General features: G+C 62.2%; 15 protein-coding genes. 8 read left to right on the forward strand and 7 right to left on the reverse strand.

Annotated elements, in window-relative coordinates; genetic code table 11:
• The first annotated feature begins 36 nt into the window (after window positions 1–36).
• Window positions 37–1410, forward strand: coding sequence for a DNA repair protein RadA (gene radA, locus DFR34_RS05020; RefSeq protein WP_110390065.1), 1374 nt, complete (start codon window positions 37–39; stop codon window positions 1408–1410).
• Here radA and DFR34_RS05025 read toward each other — a convergent pair.
• Genes DFR34_RS05025 through DFR34_RS05035 form a run of 3 tightly spaced genes read right to left on the reverse strand, consistent with a single transcriptional unit; the run spans window position 1389 to window position 4340 of the window.
• Entirely contained in the window at window positions 1389–2093 is a 705-nt protein-coding gene (locus DFR34_RS05025) for an ABC transporter ATP-binding protein (protein ID WP_110390066.1), read from the reverse strand. The genes radA and DFR34_RS05025 overlap by 22 nt on opposite strands.
• The gene (locus DFR34_RS05030; protein WP_110390067.1) at window positions 2086–3303 is read right to left on the reverse strand and encodes an ABC transporter permease; all 1218 of its coding nucleotides are present in this window, start codon (window positions 3301–3303) and stop codon (window positions 2086–2088) included. The genes DFR34_RS05025 and DFR34_RS05030 overlap by 8 nt, the downstream gene beginning before the upstream one ends.
• Window positions 3300–4340 carry an efflux RND transporter periplasmic adaptor subunit gene (locus DFR34_RS05035; RefSeq protein ID WP_110390068.1) on the reverse strand — a complete coding sequence of 347 codons (1041 nt, stop codon included), beginning with the start codon at window positions 4338–4340 and terminating at the stop codon, window positions 3300–3302. Before DFR34_RS05035 ends, DFR34_RS05030 begins: the two co-directional genes overlap by 4 nt.
• Window positions 4341–4907: 567 nt before the next feature.
• Here DFR34_RS05035 and DFR34_RS05040 point away from each other — a divergent pair.
• Window positions 4908–7547 (forward strand): calcium-binding protein, encoded by a 2640-nt coding sequence (locus DFR34_RS05040; RefSeq protein WP_110390069.1) that lies wholly within the window; start codon window positions 4908–4910, stop codon window positions 7545–7547.
• A 66-nt stretch (window positions 7548–7613) separates the two neighbouring features.
• On the opposite strand, the gene recX is transcribed toward DFR34_RS05040, so the two are convergent.
• Together recX and recA are read right to left on the reverse strand one after the other, a co-directional pair.
• Entirely contained in the window at window positions 7614–8084 is a 471-nt protein-coding gene (gene recX, locus DFR34_RS05045; RefSeq protein ID WP_110390070.1) for a recombination regulator RecX, read from the reverse strand.
• A gap of 263 nt (window positions 8085–8347) precedes the next feature.
• On the reverse strand, window positions 8348–9430 hold the full coding sequence (gene recA / locus DFR34_RS05050) for a recombinase RecA (protein ID WP_110390071.1): 1083 nt from the start codon (window positions 9428–9430) through the stop codon (window positions 8348–8350).
• Window positions 9431–9687: 257 nt separating this feature from the next.
• On the opposite strand from recA, the gene hrcA reads away from it, so the two are divergent.
• The 6 genes from hrcA (at window position 9688) to map (ending at window position 15162) form a co-directional block, all read left to right on the forward strand.
• Window positions 9688–10713 carry a heat-inducible transcriptional repressor HrcA gene (gene hrcA / locus DFR34_RS05055; RefSeq protein ID WP_110390072.1) on the forward strand — a complete coding sequence of 342 codons (1026 nt, stop codon included), beginning with the start codon at window positions 9688–9690 and terminating at the stop codon, window positions 10711–10713.
• Between the two features lie 237 nt (window positions 10714–10950).
• The gene (locus tag DFR34_RS05060; RefSeq protein ID WP_110390073.1) at window positions 10951–12021 is read left to right on the forward strand and encodes a porin; all 1071 of its coding nucleotides are present in this window, start codon (window positions 10951–10953) and stop codon (window positions 12019–12021) included.
• Between the two features lie 191 nt (window positions 12022–12212).
• Entirely contained in the window at window positions 12213–12539 is a 327-nt protein-coding gene (locus DFR34_RS05065; protein WP_110390074.1) for a (2Fe-2S) ferredoxin domain-containing protein, read from the forward strand.
• Between the two features lie 4 nt (window positions 12540–12543).
• On the forward strand, window positions 12544–12816 hold the full coding sequence (locus tag DFR34_RS05070) for a nitrogen fixation protein NifZ (RefSeq protein ID WP_110390075.1): 273 nt from the start codon (window positions 12544–12546) through the stop codon (window positions 12814–12816).
• A 345-nt stretch (window positions 12817–13161) separates the two neighbouring features.
• A complete protein-coding gene (locus DFR34_RS05075; RefSeq protein ID WP_110390076.1) occupies window positions 13162–14247 on the forward strand; it encodes a porin in 1086 nt (361 codons plus the stop codon).
• Window positions 14248–14364: 117 nt separating this feature from the next.
• Window positions 14365–15162 (forward strand): type I methionyl aminopeptidase, encoded by a 798-nt coding sequence (map, locus tag DFR34_RS05080; protein WP_110390106.1) that lies wholly within the window; start codon window positions 14365–14367, stop codon window positions 15160–15162.
• A gap of 219 nt (window positions 15163–15381) precedes the next feature.
• Here the strand turns inward: map and rlmD are convergent, their stop codons facing one another.
• Together rlmD and DFR34_RS05090 are read right to left on the reverse strand one after the other, a co-directional pair.
• Window positions 15382–16941, reverse strand: coding sequence for a 23S rRNA (uracil(1939)-C(5))-methyltransferase RlmD (rlmD, locus tag DFR34_RS05085; RefSeq protein ID WP_110390077.1), 1560 nt, complete (start codon window positions 16939–16941; stop codon window positions 15382–15384).
• A 101-nt stretch (window positions 16942–17042) separates the two neighbouring features.
• Window positions 17043–17915, reverse strand: coding sequence for a dienelactone hydrolase family protein (locus tag DFR34_RS05090; protein ID WP_110390078.1), 873 nt, complete (start codon window positions 17913–17915; stop codon window positions 17043–17045).
• Window positions 17916–17968: the final 53 nt, after the last annotated feature.

Consider the following 17968-nt stretch of genomic DNA (forward strand, 5'->3'; position numbering starts at 1 on the left):
GTGTTTTACTGAATCTGATTGATTGAGCGTCACCCCATGGCCAAAGCCAAAACTGTTTATGTGTGCAGCGAATGCGGCGGCATCAGCCCCAAATGGCAGGGCCAGTGCCCGCACTGCACCAGCTGGAACTCCCTGAGCGAAACCGTGCAGGCGCCGCCTGCCGCCAACGGCGGCAATCACCGCTTTCAGGCGCTGGCCGCCAGCAGCGGCGAAGTGCAGGTGCTGGCCGAGGTGCAGGCCGAAGAAGCGCCGCGCGACCCGTCCGGCAGCGACGAGCTGGACCGGGTGCTGGGCGGCGGCCTGGTGCGCGGCGCGGTGATCCTGATTGGCGGTGACCCCGGCATTGGCAAATCCACCCTGCTGCTGCAAACCTTGGCCAGTGTTGGCGCACGGCGCAAGGTGCTGTATGTGACCGGCGAAGAATCCGCCCAGCAGGTGGCGCTGCGCGCCTCGCGGCTGGCGGTGGACGCCGGGCGGGTGCGCCTGCTGGCGGAAATCCGCCTGGAGCAGGTGCTGGCGGTCTTGCAGAGCGAGCGCCCGGACGTGGTGGTGATTGATTCGATTCAAACCGTGTACACCGATGTGCTCAGCTCCGCCCCCGGCTCGGTCGGCCAGGTGCGCGAATGCGCGGCGCAACTGACCCGAGTGGCCAAGCAGACCGGGGTGACCATGATTCTGGTTGGCCACGTCACCAAAGAAGGCGCGCTGGCCGGCCCGCGCGTGCTGGAACACATTGTTGACACCGTGTTGTATTTTGAGGGCGACAGCCATTCCAGTTTTCGGATGATCCGCGCCATCAAAAACCGCTTTGGCGCAGTCAACGAGCTGGGCGTGTTCGCCATGACCGACCGTGGGCTGAAAGGGATTTCCAACCCGTCGGCGATTTTTTTGTCCAGCCATCGCGACGAAGTGCCCGGCTCCAGCGTGCTGGTGACCATGGAAGGCACCCGCCCCTTGCTGGTGGAAATCCAGGCGCTGGTGGACGAAGCGCACGGCCAGCCGCGCCGACTGTCGGTGGGGCTGGAGCAAAACCGCCTGGCCATGCTGCTGGCGGTGCTGCACCGCCACGCCGGGGTGGCCTGTTTTGATCAGGATGTGTTTATCAATGCGGTGGGCGGCGTGCGCATTGGCGAGCCGGCAGCTGACCTGGCGGTGTTGCTGGCCATTGTCTCGTCACTGCGTAATCGGCCCTTGCCGGATAAACTGGTGGTGTTTGGCGAGGTGGGCCTGGCCGGTGAGGTGCGCCCGGTGGCGCACGGCCAGGAGCGGCTGAAAGAAGCCGCCAAGCTGGGCTTTTGCCGTGCCATCGTGCCGCAGGCCAATGCGCCGCGCCAGGGCATTGATGGGCTGGAGCTGATTCCGGTGGAGCGGCTGGAGCAGGCGGTGGATTATTGCCGCTCGTCGGCCTGAGCCGGCGGCAGCAAGCGCCCGTCCTGCAAATAAAACTGCTGGTCGCAGCTTTGCGCCAGGCGCGGGTCGTGGGTGACGATCAAAAAACTCATGCCTTCTTCGCGGTTCAGCTCGCGCAGCAGGGCAAACACCTCGTTGGCGGTCTGGCTGTCCAGATTGCCGGTGGGCTCGTCGGCCAGCACCAGCCGGGGGCGGTTGATCAGCGCGCGCACAATCGCCACCCGCTGCTGCTGCCCGCCAGACAATTGCACCGGCCGCTTGTGCGCGTGCTCGGCCAGGCCCACCCGCGCCAGCAAGGTGCGGGCGCGCTCGCGGTCGGCGGCGCTGATGCGCCCGACGCCGGCCAGCACGGGCATCAGCACGTTTTCTTCAGCGCTGAACGCCGGCAATAAGTGGTGAAACTGAAAAATAAAACCCAGATACCGATTGCGCAGCGCCGTGCGCACGCGGTCGTTTTGCCCGCTGGCCTGCTCGCCGGCCAGCCACAGCTGGCCTTCTGTGGGTGATTCCAGCAGGCCAATAATATTCAGCAGGGTGGATTTGCCCGAGCCAGACGGCCCGATCAGCGCAGAAAACCCGCCTTCCGGCAGCTTAAGATCAATGCCGTGCAGCACTTCCACCAGCGGCGAATCGCCGCCGCCGTAGCGCTGGCGAATGCCTTGCAACACCATCACATCAGCCACGAATCGCCTCCACCGGGTCCAGCCGCGCGGCGCGCAGCGCCGGCATCAGCGCCGACAATAAGCCCACCACAAAGGCAATCAGCGCGGTGCTGATGAACAGCTCGCTGTCCAGCACCACCGGAAACAGCGGCCCACCGTCTTCGGTGCGGGCAATCTGGGTAAAGCCCAGCGCCAGCCCGGCGCCCAGCCCGGTGCCAAATAGCGCGCCCACCAGGCCGACAATGCCGCCCTGCAATAAAAACACCCCCAAAATCCGCCAGGCCGGGGTGCCCATGGCACGCAGAATGCCGATTTCGCGCTGACGCTGCACCACCGACACCACCAGCACGCTGGCGATGCCCAGCGCCACGGCGAAGGTGACAAACACGCGAATCATGGTGCTGGAGGCGCGCTGGCTTTTCAGCGCGGTGACCAACTGGCCATTGCTGGCCTGCCAGCTGTCGGCGGTCAGCCCGGTGCTGGCGGACAATTGCCCGGCCAGGGTTTCCGCCTCAAACAGCTGGTCGGTGCGCACATAGATTTCGGTGATGTCCAGCCGGTAGCCCAGCAGGTTTTGCGCGTCGCGCAGCGGCATCAGCACCCAGCGGCGGTTGAGGTCTTTCAGGCCAAAGTCCAGCGTGGCGGCCACCCGCACCGAGATTTGCTCGCCGCTGGCCGATTGCAGGCGCAGCCGGCTGCCCGGGCTCAGGCCCAGGTCGGCGGCCAGCTCGACGCCAATCAGCGCCTCGCCGGCGGCCAGCTGCAATTGGCCGCTGCGCAGTTTATTGTCCAGCCGGACCACGGTTTGGTAATCATCCAGCTCAATGCCCATCAGCGACACCGATTTGCGCACGCCGCCCTGCTGCGCCACGCCGGGGCCGCTGGCCATCACCGCCGAGGCCGTCACCCGTGGATGGGCGCGGATTTCATGCAGCAGCGGCGTCCAGTTGGCGATGGTGTTTTCCCGTTGGGTGCGCTTGCGCACGTCGGCCAGCGGGGTGACGCCGTCTGGCGCGCTCAGCGCCGCTTGGTTGAGCCGGTCGGCCGGGCGCAGCACCACATGCGCCTGGCTGGACAGGGTGCGGTCGATGATATTGGCTTGCAGGCCGTTGACAATGGCGGTGATGTAGACAATCACGCCGACGCCGATGGTCACCCCGCCCAAAATCAGCGCGGTCTGAAACCGCCCTTCGCGCAATAAGCGCCAGGCCACCGTCCAGATAAAACTCATGGCTGCGCCTTGACCCGCGCGCCGTCATCCAGCAGCGGCGCCGGCACAATCACCTGCTGGCCGGCGCTCAGGCCGGCCGTCACCGGCAACTGGCCGGCAATCCGCTCGTCGGTGCTGATCTTCACCCAGCGCACGCGGCCGTCTTCCAGCAGGGCGGCGCGGCCTTCGCGCACGGCGGTGGCCGGCAGCAGCAGGGTGGCTTGCGCCGGGCGGGTGAGGATTTCCGCCGAAACGGTCATGCCGCTGCGCAAGTGCTCGGCGGCGGCGGTCAGCGCCAGTTCGATTTCCACCGTGCCGCGCGCATTGTCCACGCTGGCGTTGATGCGGCTGACCACTGCTGGCGCGCGCTGCTGGGGAAAGGCGTCGGCCAGCACGGCGGCGGTTTGCCCCAGCGCCACCTTGCCCAGGTCGCGCTCGTCCAGATCCAGCAGCACCCGGCGCGGGCCGTCGCTGGCAAAGCGCAGCAGGGTTTTGCCAGCGGTGACCACGTCGCCCGCCTCAACGGCGCGGGTCAGCAGCACGCCGTCAGCTGGCGCGCGCACGGTCATTTGTTCCAGTTTGGCCTGGCTTTGCGCCAGCGCGCCGCGCGTTTGCGCCTGACGCTGCTCGGCGGCATCCAGCGTGCGCCGGGCGGCATCCAGCGCCGCCTGGCTGATAAAGCCTTGGGCAAACAGCGCCTGCTGGCGTTGCCACTGGCGGCGGGCCTCGCTTAGCTGGCTGTCGGCGTCGCGCAGCTGCGCCTCGGCTTGTGCGCGCAGGGCCAGCAGTTCGTCAGATTCCAGCAGCAGCAGGGTGGCGCTGGCGGCGACATGCGCGCCTTGCTTGACCGGGGTGGCCACCACCCGCGCGGTGACGGTGCTGCCCAGCACACTTTCGCGCACTGCCTCCACCCGGCCGGTGGCCACCACCGAGCGTTGCACCGGCTGCGCCGCCAGGGTGTGCGTGGTGACGGGCGTGGGGCGCAGCCACAGCCAAGCCAGCGCAAGCGCCAGCAATGTCAGTGCGCCGCGCCACAGCCATTTGCCCTGCAATTTCATGGGAGTCTTTCTGGATCAAGCCTGCGGGAATTATGCCCGATGTGGCTGAGAGAAAACATGATGTTCGTGGGTGGCTTGTTGGCGGGGGCGGTGTGGTTTGTGGGCGACATACCAGATTTTTTTCTTGCGTTCCAGTGCTTGGATCAAGGTTGCGACATTGCATCGTTACGTATAATTACGTATAGTAGATATACGTATCGTACTTCTACGTAGTGCTGTGGCAAAACACTTTGCCCAGTCACGCGGGAAGTTTGCGGCGCAACGCTGCCGCCATGCTGTCCGTCACCCTTGGGGAGGGAACGGAGCCCAGCCAGGTCTGCCTTTTCTGAAAAGGCGGCAGCCTGTGAACAGCAGCTGAACTTCCCCAGTGTGACAGTACAGCGCATGTTCCTGGCTTTTGCCCTGATCCTTTCATGATCTCCCGATCATGCCTGCCGTCACCACTTCCTTGTCTCTGTCGCCATCCTGGGTCATGCCCACCGGGGCAAGGTCAATGTGGCGCCCGTGCCATTCAACGCGGCGTGCACGATACAACCATCACTAAAGCAGACAAAGGATTCACGCATCATGGCTACTTCCACCAGTACCGCGTCCATTACCCTTGCGGCCACTGCGACTACCTACGCACTGAGTGTCAGTAGTGATCAAGCCGTGTATGGCAATGCACTCTCCAACAGTCTCTCTGGCAATGCGTTTGACAATTTCCTGTCTGGCAATGCCGGTAACGACACTTTGCTGGGTGGCCTTGGCAACGATACCTTGCTGGGCGGGGATGGCGCTGATCGTCTGGATGGCGGCATCGGGGCGGATTCGATGGCGGGAGGGGATGGCAACGACATTTATTATGTGGATGATGTCAATGATATTGTCACCGAGCTGGCCGGTCAGGGCATGGATACGGTATGGGCCAGTGTCAGCTATACCCTGGGGGCCAATGTCGAGGCTTTGGGCCTGACCGGTACGGCCAACCTGACCGGTACTGGCAATGAATTGGCCAATTCCATCAGCGGCAACGCGGGTGACAACCTGATTGATGGCGGCGCCGGTAACGATACTCTGCTGGGGGGCGCAGGAAATGACACCCTGCTGGGTGGTGAAGGCAATGATTTGCTCAACGGCGGGGTTGGGGCAGATGTCTTGATGGGGGGCGAAGGCAGCGACCGTCTGGAGGGCGGCCTGGATGCTGACACCATGCAGGGCGGTGCGGGCAATGATGTCTATGTGGTAGACAATGTCGGCGATGTGGTCATTGAAGACGTGAACGGTGGCAATGACACGGTGTGGGCCAGCATGGACTACACCTTGGGCGATAACGTCGAGTCTCTGGGCTTGACGGGTACCGCCAATCTGACCGGTATCGGCAATGCGCTGGCCAATTCGATCAGTGGCAACACCGGTAACAATTTACTGGATGGTGGGGCCGGTAACGATATCCTGCTGGGCGGTGCTGGCGACGACACCTTGCTGGGTGGCGACGGTAACGATCGGCTGGATAGCGGCGTTGGTGCCGATGTCCTGGTGGGTGGGGCTGGCAACGATCTGTATGTGGTTGATGATCTGGGTGATGTGATCGTCGAAGATGCCAATGGGGGTATTGATTCGGTATCCGCCAGCATTGATTACACCCTGGGTGATACCCTGGAGGCGCTGACCCTGACCGGGACGGCGGATCTGACCGGCACCGGCAATGCCCTGGCCAATTCGATCACCGGCAACAGCGGCAACAATCGTCTTGATGGCGGAGCCGGCAACGATATGCTGGTGGGCGGCCTGGGTCAGGATACCTTGATTGGTGGTCTGGGTAATGACACATTTGTAGTGGATGACATCGGTGATGTGGTGGTGGAAGAAGCTGGTCAAGGCATCGATACCGTGCAGTCCAGCATCAGCTACACCCTGGCCGATACCCTGGAGAATCTCAGCCTGATCGGCTCGGCCAATCTGACCGGCACGGGCAATGCATTGGCGAATACGCTGATCGGCAATGCCGGCAACAATGTGCTGGATGGTGGCGCTGGCAATGACGTCCTGATTGGCGGCCTGGGCGCGGATACGCTGATCGGCGGTGCGGGTAACGATGGCTATCAGGTGGACGATATTGGCGATGTGGTGGTGGAAAACCCCGACGAAGGGGTGGACGCTGTCACCATCATTGCCACGCTGAATTACACCCTGGGTGACAATGTCGAAAATGCCCGTGTCAACAGCAGCGGTTCGATGCTGACCGGCAATGCCATGGCTAACCAGATTGTGTCGCTGGGCGTCTCCAGCATTATCTATGGCATGGATGGCAATGACACCATCAGTGGCGGCGCCAGCTCCAGCCTGTACGGTGACAATGGCGACGATAGCCTCACCCTGACTGGCACCGGTTCGTTTGCCTATGGTGGCACCGGTAACGACACCCTGGATGCCCGTACGACCACCGGCAACTGGCTGGTGGGTGGGGCGGGGGATGATGTCTATGTGGTGGACAGCATCAATCAGTACATCCTGGAGCGTGCCAACGAAGGCGTGGACACCGTCAAGAGCAGCGTGACGTTCTCGCTGGTGGCGGGGGCGCGCACGGGGGGCGGCTCGGTGTCCGACAGCCTGGAAAACCTCACTCTGACCGGCACCAATGCCATTGACGGCACCGGCAATGCATTGGGCAATGTGCTGACTGGCAATGCCGCCGCCAACTTGCTGTTGGGCAATGCCGGCAATGACACCCTGATTGGTGGCGGCGGCAACGATACCCTCAATGGCGGCACCGGCAATGACACCTTGCGTGCCACTGCCGATGGGGCCACTGGCGCGGCGCTGGCGGGAGCCGTCACCCTGATCGGTGGCGCTGGTAATGATGTGTTTGCCATGAGCAAGGGCTATGTCGGCAACCATGCCAGCGGCGTCAATACCCTGACCATTCAGGATTTTGTGCACGGCGAAGACAAGATCAGCCTGACGCTGGCCAAGACCATGGTCCAGCCTGCCGCCTTGCAGCAACTGACCGTCGGCGCCAGCGATACGCTGGATAGCCTGCTGGCGCGCGCCACCACGGGCGGTGGCCCGACTGCGCCCAAGGTCAGCAGCTTTGTGTTTGCCGGCAATACCTATCTGGTGCTGGATCAAAATGCCATCAATGGTTTTGCTGCCACCGATCTGGCCATCAAAATCACCGGCACGCCGGCCCTGAGCTTTAGCGATTTGGCGTTTGCCGTGGTGTAACATCGCTGTCTCTGGATTGAACGCAAAACCGCCCCTGACCGCTGTACGGCAGGGGCGGTTTTGCGTTCAATCGCGATCACGGCCGCTCAGCACCTTGCTGACCACGCTGCTGGCAAAGCCGCGTGACGCCAAAAAGCGGTACTGCCGGGCGTAGTCCTCGCGGTTGGCCGGCAGCGCGGTAAATTTGCGTGCCCAGGCGGCGCGAGCGCGGCTGAGCTCGTCCTGCTCCGGCTCGGCCGCCTGATGTTCGGCCAGCGCGGCGTCGATATCAGCCGTCGCCACCCCGCGCTGGCGCAAGTCCTGGCGCAGGCGCTGCGCGCCGTGGCGGGCGGCGTGCGCCTGAATCCACATCTGGGCAAAGCGCGCATCGGATTGCCAGCCGCAGGCGGCCAGCTCGTCCAGCACGGCGTCCAGCGCCGCGCGGTCGATGTCCGCCTCGCGGCCAGCCAGCTTGCGCGCCAGCTCGGCGCGGCTGTATTCACGGCGCGCCAGCAAATCCACCGCCTTGCGCCGCCACGCGGCAACCGCCTCTGTCATGAGCTGCGCCCTCCAGAAAACACAGCCGGGCTGGCAAATGCCAGCCCGGCTTGAGATGCCAGTCTAACGGCTTGGCTCCGCTCACAAAACCCTCCTGGCGTTGTTGCCCGACCTTGCCGTACTTTTGTTGTACTGTCTGCGGTCGTGCGCCTAGCCAGGAGCGCTGCGCTGGGTTTTGTGAGCGACGTTAAGCGCCGCTCACAAAACCCGGAAGGCAATATTGGCCAAGGGCGCAACATCACCAAGCGGGTTTGCTCAACCGCTTACAACAGGCTGCCGTCGTCCAGCTTGCTGTCTTCGGTCAAGGCGGCTTCCTTGCGCTCTTCTGCGCTGGGTTCGAACTCCGGCAGGCCATTCACACCCACTGCATTGCGCACCTTGTTTTCGATTTCGTGCGCCAGGCCGGGGTTGTCTTTCAGGTATTCGCGGACATTGTCCTTGCCCTGGCCGATTTTCTGGCCATTGTAGCTGTACCAGGCGCCGGATTTTTCGATGAACTTGTGCGTGACGCCCAGTTCGATCACTTCGCCTTCGCGGCTGATGCCTTCACCGTACAGAATATCGAAATCAGCCTGACGGAACGGCGGGCTGACCTTGTTTTTCACCACTTTCACCCGGGTTTCGTTGCCGATGACTTCGTCGCCCTTCTTGATGCCGCCAATACGGCGGATGTCCAGACGCACCGAGGCGTAGAACTTCAGCGCATTGCCGCCAGTGGTGGTTTCAGGGCTGCCAAACATCACGCCAATCTTCATGCGGATCTGGTTGATGAAAATCACCAGGGTGTTGGTGCGCTTGATATTGCCGGTCAGCTTGCGCAGCGCCTGGCTCATCAGCCGGGCTTGCAGGCCAACATGGCTGTCGCCCATTTCGCCTTCGATTTCCGCCTTGGGCACCAGCGCCGCCACCGAGTCGATGACAATCACGTCCACCCCGCCCGAGCGCACCAGCATGTCGCAGATTTCCAGCGCCTGTTCGCCAGTGTCCGGCTGCGAGATCAGCAGGTCATCCACATCCACGCCCAGCTTGCGGGCGTATTGCGGATCCAGCGCGTTTTCCGCGTCGATAAAGGCGCAGGTGCCGCCCAGCTTTTGCGCCTCGGCCACCACTTGCAGACACAGCGTGGTTTTGCCCGAGGATTCCGGGCCAAAGATTTCCACCACCCGGCCACGCGGCAGACCGCCCACGCCCAGCGCCAAGTCCAGCCCCAGCGAGCCGGTGGAGATCACTTGCAGGTTTTCATTGACCTGCGTCTCGTTCATTTTCATGATCGAGCCCTTGCCAAACTGCTTTTCGATCTGCGCAAGAGCGGCGGCCAGCGCTTTGGCCTTGTCGTTGTCTGCCATGGTGTCTCCAGGGAATGAGATAAAATGCCCGCATCGCGGCAATGCCGGCATTATGGCACACAATTGGCGTGACAGAAACGCGAATTGTGTGACGGGGTGATAAATCTGTCGCGTAGATGGTTCATTCATATGAATGCTGATTCATATGAATCAGCGCGTCGCTGACACATCTCAGCGCCCCACGCTTGAAATTTATCCGGCTGCGCCGATGTTCAACTCACCTCAGTTGTTTTCTGCTGTTTCAGGAATGTCCTCCCATGCTCAACGACCGCGCCCAACGCCTGCTGAAAACCCTGGTGGAACGCTATATTGCCGATGGCCAGCCAGTGGGCTCGCGCACCTTGTCGATGCATTCCGGGCTGGATCTTTCCAGCGCGTCGATTCGCAATGTGCTGGCCGATCTGGAAAACATGGGCTTGGTGATCAGCCCGCACACCTCGGCCGGCCGGGTGCCGACGGCGCGCGGGTATCGGGTGTTTGTGGATAATCTGCTGACCATGCAGCCGCTGGAGCAGGCGGCGCGCCAGCAGCTGGAAAGCGAGCTGCACCCGGACAGCCCGCAGCGCATTGTCAGCGCCGCTTCGCAATTGCTGGCCGAGCTCACCCATTTTGCCGGGGTGGTGGCCACGCCGGAGCGCGCCAGCGTGGCGTTTCGGCAGATTGAGTTTTTGCGCTTGTCAGAAAAACGCGTGTTGCTGATTTTTGTCACCGCCGATGGCGATGTGCAAAACCATTTGCTGCTGACCGAGCGCGACTACACCGCCAGCGAGCTGATCGAGGCGGCCAATTTTCTCAATCACCACGGCGCCGGGCGCAGCCTGGAGGCGGTGGCGCGCGAGCTGGAAGGCGAGCTGCGCAATCTGCAAAGCCATATCGCCAGCCTGATGGGCGCGGCGATTGTCGCCGGGCAGAACACCCTGGGGCCGCGTCAGTCGGTGATGGTGACTGGCGAAAAAAACCTGCTCAATAGCGATGACTTGTCGGCCAATCTGATTAATCTGCGCCAGTTGTTTGATTTGTTCGAGCGCAAAACCGAGCTGTTGCGCTTGCTCAACCTCAGCCGCGAGGCGCATGGCGTGCATATCTTTATTGGTGAGGAATCCGGCCTGAACACCCTGGACGGCTGTTCGGTGATCACCGCGCCGTATCAGATCAACGGCCAGGTGGTGGGCACGCTGGGGGTGGTGGGGCCCACGCGCATGGCGTATGAGCGGGTGATTCCGATTGTGGACATCACCGCGCGGCTGGTGTCGTCGGCGCTGTCTTATCCGGTGGAGCATTGATTCCACTCCCGGCGGCATGTCGCAATCATGCTGGCGCATGACGCGAATCAAGCGCCTGTTTGGGTATTGTGATGTAAAAAAACAACATTTGTTGCACCGCCACGCAAAAATGCAACAGCAGTTTCCTGTCAGCATCGATTGGCTCTGTTAGCATCCGGCATGGATTTGTAAAGAAACCGCACCGAGAGATTCCAAGCGGCGCAATCCATCACGACAACCCTGTGGAGCTGAAACCCCATGAACAAGAAACTGCTTGCCGCCGCCCTGTCGGCCGCCTTCGTTGCTCCGGCCGCTCTGGCCGACGTCACCACCTACGGCGTGATCAACTCTTCCGTTGAATTCGCCAAGGCCACTGGCGCCACCACCTCCTCGCAGGACTTCAAGTCGGTCAACCGCGTGACCGCCAACAACTCCCGCATCGGCTTCAAGGGCTGGGAAGATCTGGGCAATGGCCTGAAGGCCATTTGGCAAGTCGAGCAAAACGTTGACATCGACACCGGCAACTCCTCCACCAGCTGGGCTAACCGCAACAGCTACGTGGGCCTGGAAGGCTCCTTCGGCCGCGTGCTGCTGGGCAAGCATGACAGCGCCTACAAGACCATGACCATCGGTCTGGGCACCAACATCCTGGCCGACACCTCGGCTGATACCTGCAACAGCCAAGCCATCTTCTGCCGTGGCGACCAGCGCGTGAGCAACACTGTGCAATACTACAGCCCGGTGGTGAACGGCTTCAGCGCCGGCGTGTCCTACGGTGCTGACGAAACCCGCGCTACCGTGGGCGGTAACCGCGCTAACGCCTACTCGCTGTCCTTCGGCGGCAAGTACGTGAACGGCGGCCTGGCTGTGGGTGCTGGCTACGAACACCGCAACGACAGCGTGGCTACCTCCACCGGTCTGGACACCGACTACTTCAAGCTGGTTGGCGCTTACACCTTCGCTTCCGCCACCACCCTGGCAGCCGGCTACGAGCACAGCGAAGTGGACCAATTCGCCAAGTCCGCCAAGAAGCAAGATGGCTTCACCCTGGCCGTCAAGCAACAGCTGGGCGCATGGGGCGTGGGCGCTTCCTACACCTGGCTGGGCAAGGAAAAGAACGGTGCTGAAGGCGACGGCAAGGCCAAGCAATGGGTTCTGGCTGCTACCTACGACCTGTCCAAGCGCACCCAAGTGCAAGCTTACGCAACCAAGCTGAGCAACAACAAGTCGGCTAACCGCAACTTCGGTATCAACCCGCTGAACGGCACCCTGTCCGCCGCTGGTGCTGATCCGCAAGCCATCGGTGTTGGCATCCGCCACGCCTTCTAATTCATCCGCGTCCTGGTGGCGCAGCTGAATTCAGCGCAAAACGGAGCCCTTCGGGGCTCTGTTTTTTTTTGCGCGCCAGATTGTGGGGTTTCTGACAGGCCTTGTATGGCTTGTTGTAAAAACAAAAGCTTATGGCTGGCATCTCCCTTGCTGTGACAGACATATCCCCTCTGTCCAACAGGAACCCCATCATGCCCAAGCCCAAAAAACATGTTCTGGTCTGCGTTCAGGGCCGCCCACCCGGCCACCCGCGCGGCTCCTGTCAGGCCCGTGGCTGCAATGATGTGTTTCAGGCGTTTTCCAATGAATTCCAGCAACGCAATCTGTGGGCCAACTTCCTGCTGACCAACACCGGCTGTCTGGGGCCCTGTCATCTGGGGCCAACGGTGATTGTCTACCCGGAAGGCGTGATGTACACCGGCGTCAAACCTGAAGACGTTGGCGTGATCATTGATGAACACCTGATGTTTGATCAACCGGTTGAGCGCCTGTTGGCGCCGCCCGATGTCTGGAGCTGACGCCATGTTGCCCCCGCTGCCTGTGATCCCTTATGAAGTCGGCGAGATGGTGTATTGCGCCGAAGATCTGTTCAACGATGGCGGCATGCCCGGCGCTGACGAAGACGCCATTCTGGCGCCGGCTGGCGCGCGCGGCGTGGTGGTGCAGTCTGGCTACGCCGAAGAAGACGAAAGCCAGATGATTTATCTGGTGCGCTTTGAGGACGCCAGCGGCGAGCTGGGTCCGCCGATTGGCTGCTTGCCTGAGGAGTTGACCCAGCAAGTGCCGGCAGCATAAGAGCAGCTCACACAACCCTCCTGGCGTTGTTGCCCGACCTTGCCGTTGTCTGCGGTCGTGCCCTTAGCCAGGCTCGCTGCGCTGGGGTTTTTTAGCCGCGCCAAGAGGCGCCTGGGGGTGTGGCGTGGCTTTGCCGTGTCACACCCCCACACCTGGCCAGGCGCGCTGTTGGCGTGTTTCTGGTCTGTTGTTGCGTGCAGACGACAACATCAGGCCGATTGCGCAGCAAGCTGCGCTTTCACCGTAACATTTTCACCACACCCTCGTCATCTACGCTCCGTACACTCGCGGCTGTCCTGTGTTGCTTGCAACACCTCTGCGTTTTTTCCCCTGGAGCGTACCCCCATGAACCGCAAAATGCTTGTCGTTGCGCTGAGCGCAGCGTGTGCTTCCCCGCTGGCCCTGGCTGACGTGACCATTTACGGCACCCTGAACAACTCGCTGGAATCGGTCAAAGCCACTGGCGCGGCCAATTCCGCCAATGACGTCAAATCCACCTCCCGCGTCAGCAGCAACACCTCCAAGATCGGTTTCAAAGGCAATGAAGATCTGGGCAATGGCCTGAAGGCCATTTGGCAGGTTGAGCAAGAAGTCTCCATCGACGATGGCGGCACCCGCAAGGGCAACTGGGCCACTCGTAATACCTTTGTTGGCCTGGATGGCAGCTTTGGCCAGGTGATGCTGGGCAACTACGACAGCGCTTACAAGATGGTCAAGTATCTGATTCCGCTGGAAGATGGCGTGGCCGACTTTACTGGCGCCAATGGCATCATCGGTCGTGGTCAGCAGCGCATGAAGAACAGCGTGCAATACCGCAGCCCGAATTTCAGCGGCTTCAGCTTTGGCGCTTCTTATGGCACCGATGAAACTCGCGCCGTGCTGGCCAATAGCGAGCGCACCAATGCCCAAGCCTGGGCGCTGGCGGCACAGTACAACGCCGATGGTCTGCTGCTGGGCGGCGCTTTTGAGCGTCGTGATGATACTGGCGCTGTGGCTGGCGCCAGCAAAACCGCCAATCATCAGGACTTCTGGAAGGCCGTGGCCCGCTACAAGTTTGCCGATACCGAACTGGGCGCTGGTTATGAATATGAAAACCAAAACCGTATCGTGGGCGCCAACCAGAAGCAATCGGCCTGGACGGTGTCTGCCATCCAGAAATTTGGCAACTTCGGTTTGGGTCTGGCTTACGTGAGTCTGGGCAAGCGCAAGGGCGCTGGCAGCGGCAGCATTTCTGACGCGGATTACAAAGCCAACCAATGGTCGCTGTCGGGCACCTATGATCTGTCCAAGCGCACCCAGGCTTATGCTTTCTATACCCGCATCGACAACAAGAATGCCGCCAAGATCAATTTTGACAATAACGGCATTACTGGCGTCGCAGCCGGCTCCAACCCGACTGCCTTCGGTATCGGCCTGAGCCACAAGTTCTGATGCACAGGCGCGCGTCAGCGCGCCATGCCGGACGCAACACGCCAGCCAACAGGTCCCCACCGGGGCCTGTTTTTTTTGCTAAGATGATAAATTCTGTTGCCTTTTTATCTGTTTTCAATGCCTATCATCATCAAGAACGCCGAAGACATCGCCAAGATGCGCGTGGCCGGCCGGCTGGCCAGCGAAGTGCTGGACTACATCACCCCGCACGTGCAGCCTGGCGTCACCACCGAAGAACTCGACCGCCTGTGCCATGACTATATGGTCAATCAGCAAGGCTGCATCCCGGCGCCGCTGAACTATGCGCCAGAAGGCCATGCGCCGTATCCCAAATCCATTTGCACCTCGGTCAATCAGGTGATCTGCCACGGCGTGCCCAACGATAAAGCGCTGAAAAAAGGCGATATCGTCAATCTGGACATCACCGTGATCAAGGACGGCTACCACGGCGACACCAGCCGCACCTTTTTGGTGGGCGAGGTCACCCCGCAGGCCAAGCGCCTGGTGCGCGTCACCCACGAATGCCTGTGGATCGGCATTGATCAGGTCAAGCCTGGCGCCCACTTGGGCGATATTGGCGCCGCCATCCAGAAATACGCCGAAGCCTGCGGCTACAGCGTGGTGCAGGAATTCTGCGGCCATGGCATTGGCCGGGGGTTTCATGAAGAGCCGCAAGTGCTGCATTACGGCCGCGCCGGCACCGGCGTCGAGCTGCAACCGGGCATGATTTTCACCATCGAACCGATGATCAACGCCGGCAAGCGCCAGCTGAAAATCCTCAACGATGGCTGGACCGTGGTCACCAAGGACCGCAGCCTGTCGGCGCAGTGGGAGCACACCCTGCTGGTGACGGAAACCGGCTGCGAGGTGCTGACCTTGTCCGAGGGTACACCGGCACGCCCTGGGCGCGAATAAACGCCGCGCACAAAACCCTCTTGGCGTGTTGCGACACCGGTACTGCGCTTTGCCCAGCATGCAAAGCACTGCCTGATCGGCCTGTCGCATAAAAAACGCCAGCCTGTTGCCAGGCTGGCGGCCAAAGCTCACGCTTCCGAGTCGAGTGGAGGATGCCCAGAAGGGCATCCCGTTTCTCTAAGCAAGCGCCATGCCAATATCAGGCTGGCGCGCCTTGGCTTATTCCTTCCCCTGTGTGTCGTCGTCGGACGCTTCGTGCCAGCCTTCGGCTTCGCGTTTGGCTGCCCAGGCCTGACGGCGGGCTTCCTTGTCGGCAGCGCGGGCGGCGCGCGCTTCGGCCTCGGCGGCTTCTTTGGCGGCGCGCGCCACTTTGGCCGCCGCCTTGGCGGCTTCGCGGGCGGCGGCTTCGGCCGCCTCTTGCGCTTCCAGCTCGGCGCGGCTGACGCACGGGCCGGTTTTTTCAAACAGGGCGATGCTCTCCACATGGCCGGTGTGCGGGAACATATTGATGATGCCAGCGGCGCGCAGGGTGTAGCCCTTGGTGTTGACCAGCACGCCAGCGTCGCGCGCCAGGGTGGCCGGGTTGCACGACACATACACCAGCCGCGCCGGCGCGGTGTCTTCGTCCAGCGCCTTGCACAGGGCAATGGCGCCGTCGCGCGGCGGGTCGATCAGCATTTTGTCAAACTGGCCCAGCGCGGCAAACGATTCCGGGGTGACTTCAAACAGATTGGCCACCCGATAGCTGACCTGATCCTCCAGGCCATTGTGGCGGGCGTTGTCGATGGCGCGCTCCACCAGCGACTGGCTGCCCTCCATGCCCAGCACGGTGGCGCCGCTGCGGGCAATCGGCAGGGTGAAGTTGCCAATCCCGCAAAACATATCGGCGATGCGCTCGCCCGGCTGCGCATCCAGCAAGCGCATGGCGCGCGCCACCATCACCCGGTTGATGCCGGGGTTGACCTGGGTGAATTCGGTCGGGCGATAGGGCATCACCACGCGGAAATCCGGCAGCGAATAGGTCAGCGTTGGCGCGTCCAGCGGGTAGAACGGATAACAGGTTTCCGGGCCCTTGGGTTGCAGCCAGGCTTGCAGCGGGCGCTGCGGCGTGGCGTGGGCGTCGATAAACTGACGCAACAAGGCCTCGTCGGCGGCGGTCAGCGGGTCCATGATGCGGAACACCAGCACGTCCACCGCGTCGCCCACCGCCAGCTCCACCTGCGGCATGCGCGCGACAATCGACCATTGCCCGATCAGCTCGCGCAGCGGCATCAGCAAGGCGGAAATGCGCTCGGGCAGAATGTGGCATTCGCGCATGTCGGCGATATAGGTGGAGCGCTTTTCATGAAACCCCACCAGCACGCCGCCTTTTTTCGGCACATGGCGCGCCGACAGGCGGGCGCGGTGGCGATAGCCCCAGGTGGGGCCGTAAATCGGCGGCAGGATGACTTCGGGCGTCACTCGGCCAATATGGGCCAGATTGTCTTCCAGCACGCGCTGCTTATTGGCCACCTGGGCGGAGAATTCCACATGCTGCATCGAACAGCCGCCGCACACGCCAAAATGCGGGCAGCGCGGCGTGGTGCGCATAAAGCTGGCGTTGAGCACTTGCACCGCGTCGGCGTTTTCGTAGCTGGGTTTTTTGCGGTAGCTGCTGTAGCGCACCGTCTCATACGGCAGGCCGCCGTCGATGAACAGGGTTTTGCCATCGACGTGGGCTACGCCACGGCCTTCAAAGTCGAGGGATTCAATACGGGCGATCGGCTGCGGGTGTGTCATGCTCGGGTCTGCTACCAGTGGGCAAAGACCGCTATTCTCGCAAAAAACCCGGCTGTTTTCAGAAAAATCCAGCCCGCTCGGGCACAGGATGGCATCCGGGCCTAGCCCAGTTGCGCATGCAGAAAGGCCATACTCCGCGACCAGGCCAGCGCGGCAGCTTCGGCATTGAAGCGCGCCGGGTTGGTGTCATTGTTGAAGGCATGATCCACGTTTGCGTAGCGATACAGCTGATGGCGAACCCCCGCTGCGCGCAAGGCCGTCTCGAAGGCCGGCAGCATGGCGTTGATACGGGTATCCAGCCCGGCGTAGTGCAACAGCAGTGGCGCCCGAATGGCGGCCACCTCATCGCTGGCCGGTGGCGGGCCGTAGTACACCACCGCGGCTTGCAAGTCGGCCGCGTGTACCGCCAGCTGGCCTACCTGGCCACCGCCCCAGCAAAAGCCCAGTGCGCCCACTTTGGTGGCGCCGCGTTCACGCAGGGCGGCCAGCGCGGCCAGTGAAATGCGCCGGGCCAGCACCGGATCCATCTCCGCAAAGGCCTGGCGGGCACGGTCTTCATCGCTGGGGGTGCCACCCTGGGTGGACAGATAATCCGGCGCCAGGACGGTAAACCCGGCCAAGGCCAGTCGGCGCGCCACGTCGCGGATATGTGGATTCAGCCCTCGATTTTCGTGAATCAGCACCACGCCCGGCCGTGGCCCGCCACTGGCGGGCTGGCTCAGGTAGCCATGCAGCGGCTGGCCGTCCAGTTGGGCAAAGCGGATATCGGCATGCTGTAGACGGGCATCGTCCACTGGCACGGTGTCGGCGTGGGCATAGTGGTTTTCCAGCAGGGCCAGCAGGCTGCTGGTGGCCACTGTGCCACCAGCCAGCACGCCCAGCCGGCGCAGGAATTCACGCCGGGGTAGCGGCGTGTGGGTGTAGGCGTCGTAAAGTTCGATGGCAGCGCGGCGCAGGGAGGGAGGAATCAGCATGGCGACCTCGTATTCAAGAAAAGAAAATCCGCGCAACACCGCTGCGGCAGAGT

The organism is Rivihabitans pingtungensis, from assembly GCF_003201855.1.
Lineage (GTDB): Bacteria > Pseudomonadota > Gammaproteobacteria > Burkholderiales > Aquaspirillaceae > Rivihabitans > Rivihabitans pingtungensis.

Excerpts from the sequence above, each read along its gene's own strand:
- radA (WP_110390065.1), top strand. The coding sequence starts at position 37 with ATGGCCAAAGCCAAAACTGTTTATGTGTGCAGCGAATGCGGCGGCATC.
- DFR34_RS05030 (WP_110390067.1), bottom strand. The coding sequence starts at position 3,303 with ATGAGTTTTATCTGGACGGTGGCCTGGCGCTTATTGCGCGAAGGGCGG.
- DFR34_RS05035 (WP_110390068.1), bottom strand. The coding sequence starts at position 4,340 with ATGAAATTGCAGGGCAAATGGCTGTGGCGCGGCGCACTGACATTGCTG.
- DFR34_RS05040 (WP_110390069.1), top strand. The coding sequence starts at position 4,908 with ATGGCTACTTCCACCAGTACCGCGTCCATTACCCTTGCGGCCACTGCG.
- recX (WP_110390070.1), bottom strand. The coding sequence starts at position 8,084 with ATGACAGAGGCGGTTGCCGCGTGGCGGCGCAAGGCGGTGGATTTGCTG.
- recA (WP_110390071.1), bottom strand. The coding sequence starts at position 9,430 with ATGGCAGACAACGACAAGGCCAAAGCGCTGGCCGCCGCTCTTGCGCAG.
- hrcA (WP_110390072.1), top strand. The coding sequence starts at position 9,688 with ATGCTCAACGACCGCGCCCAACGCCTGCTGAAAACCCTGGTGGAACGC.
- DFR34_RS05060 (WP_110390073.1), top strand. The coding sequence starts at position 10,951 with ATGAACAAGAAACTGCTTGCCGCCGCCCTGTCGGCCGCCTTCGTTGCT.
- DFR34_RS05065 (WP_110390074.1), top strand. The coding sequence starts at position 12,213 with ATGCCCAAGCCCAAAAAACATGTTCTGGTCTGCGTTCAGGGCCGCCCA.
- DFR34_RS05070 (WP_110390075.1), top strand. The coding sequence starts at position 12,544 with ATGTTGCCCCCGCTGCCTGTGATCCCTTATGAAGTCGGCGAGATGGTG.
- DFR34_RS05075 (WP_110390076.1), top strand. The coding sequence starts at position 13,162 with ATGAACCGCAAAATGCTTGTCGTTGCGCTGAGCGCAGCGTGTGCTTCC.
- map (WP_110390106.1), top strand. The coding sequence starts at position 14,365 with ATGCCTATCATCATCAAGAACGCCGAAGACATCGCCAAGATGCGCGTG.
- rlmD (WP_110390077.1), bottom strand. The coding sequence starts at position 16,941 with ATGACACACCCGCAGCCGATCGCCCGTATTGAATCCCTCGACTTTGAA.
- DFR34_RS05090 (WP_110390078.1), bottom strand. The coding sequence starts at position 17,915 with ATGCTGATTCCTCCCTCCCTGCGCCGCGCTGCCATCGAACTTTACGAC.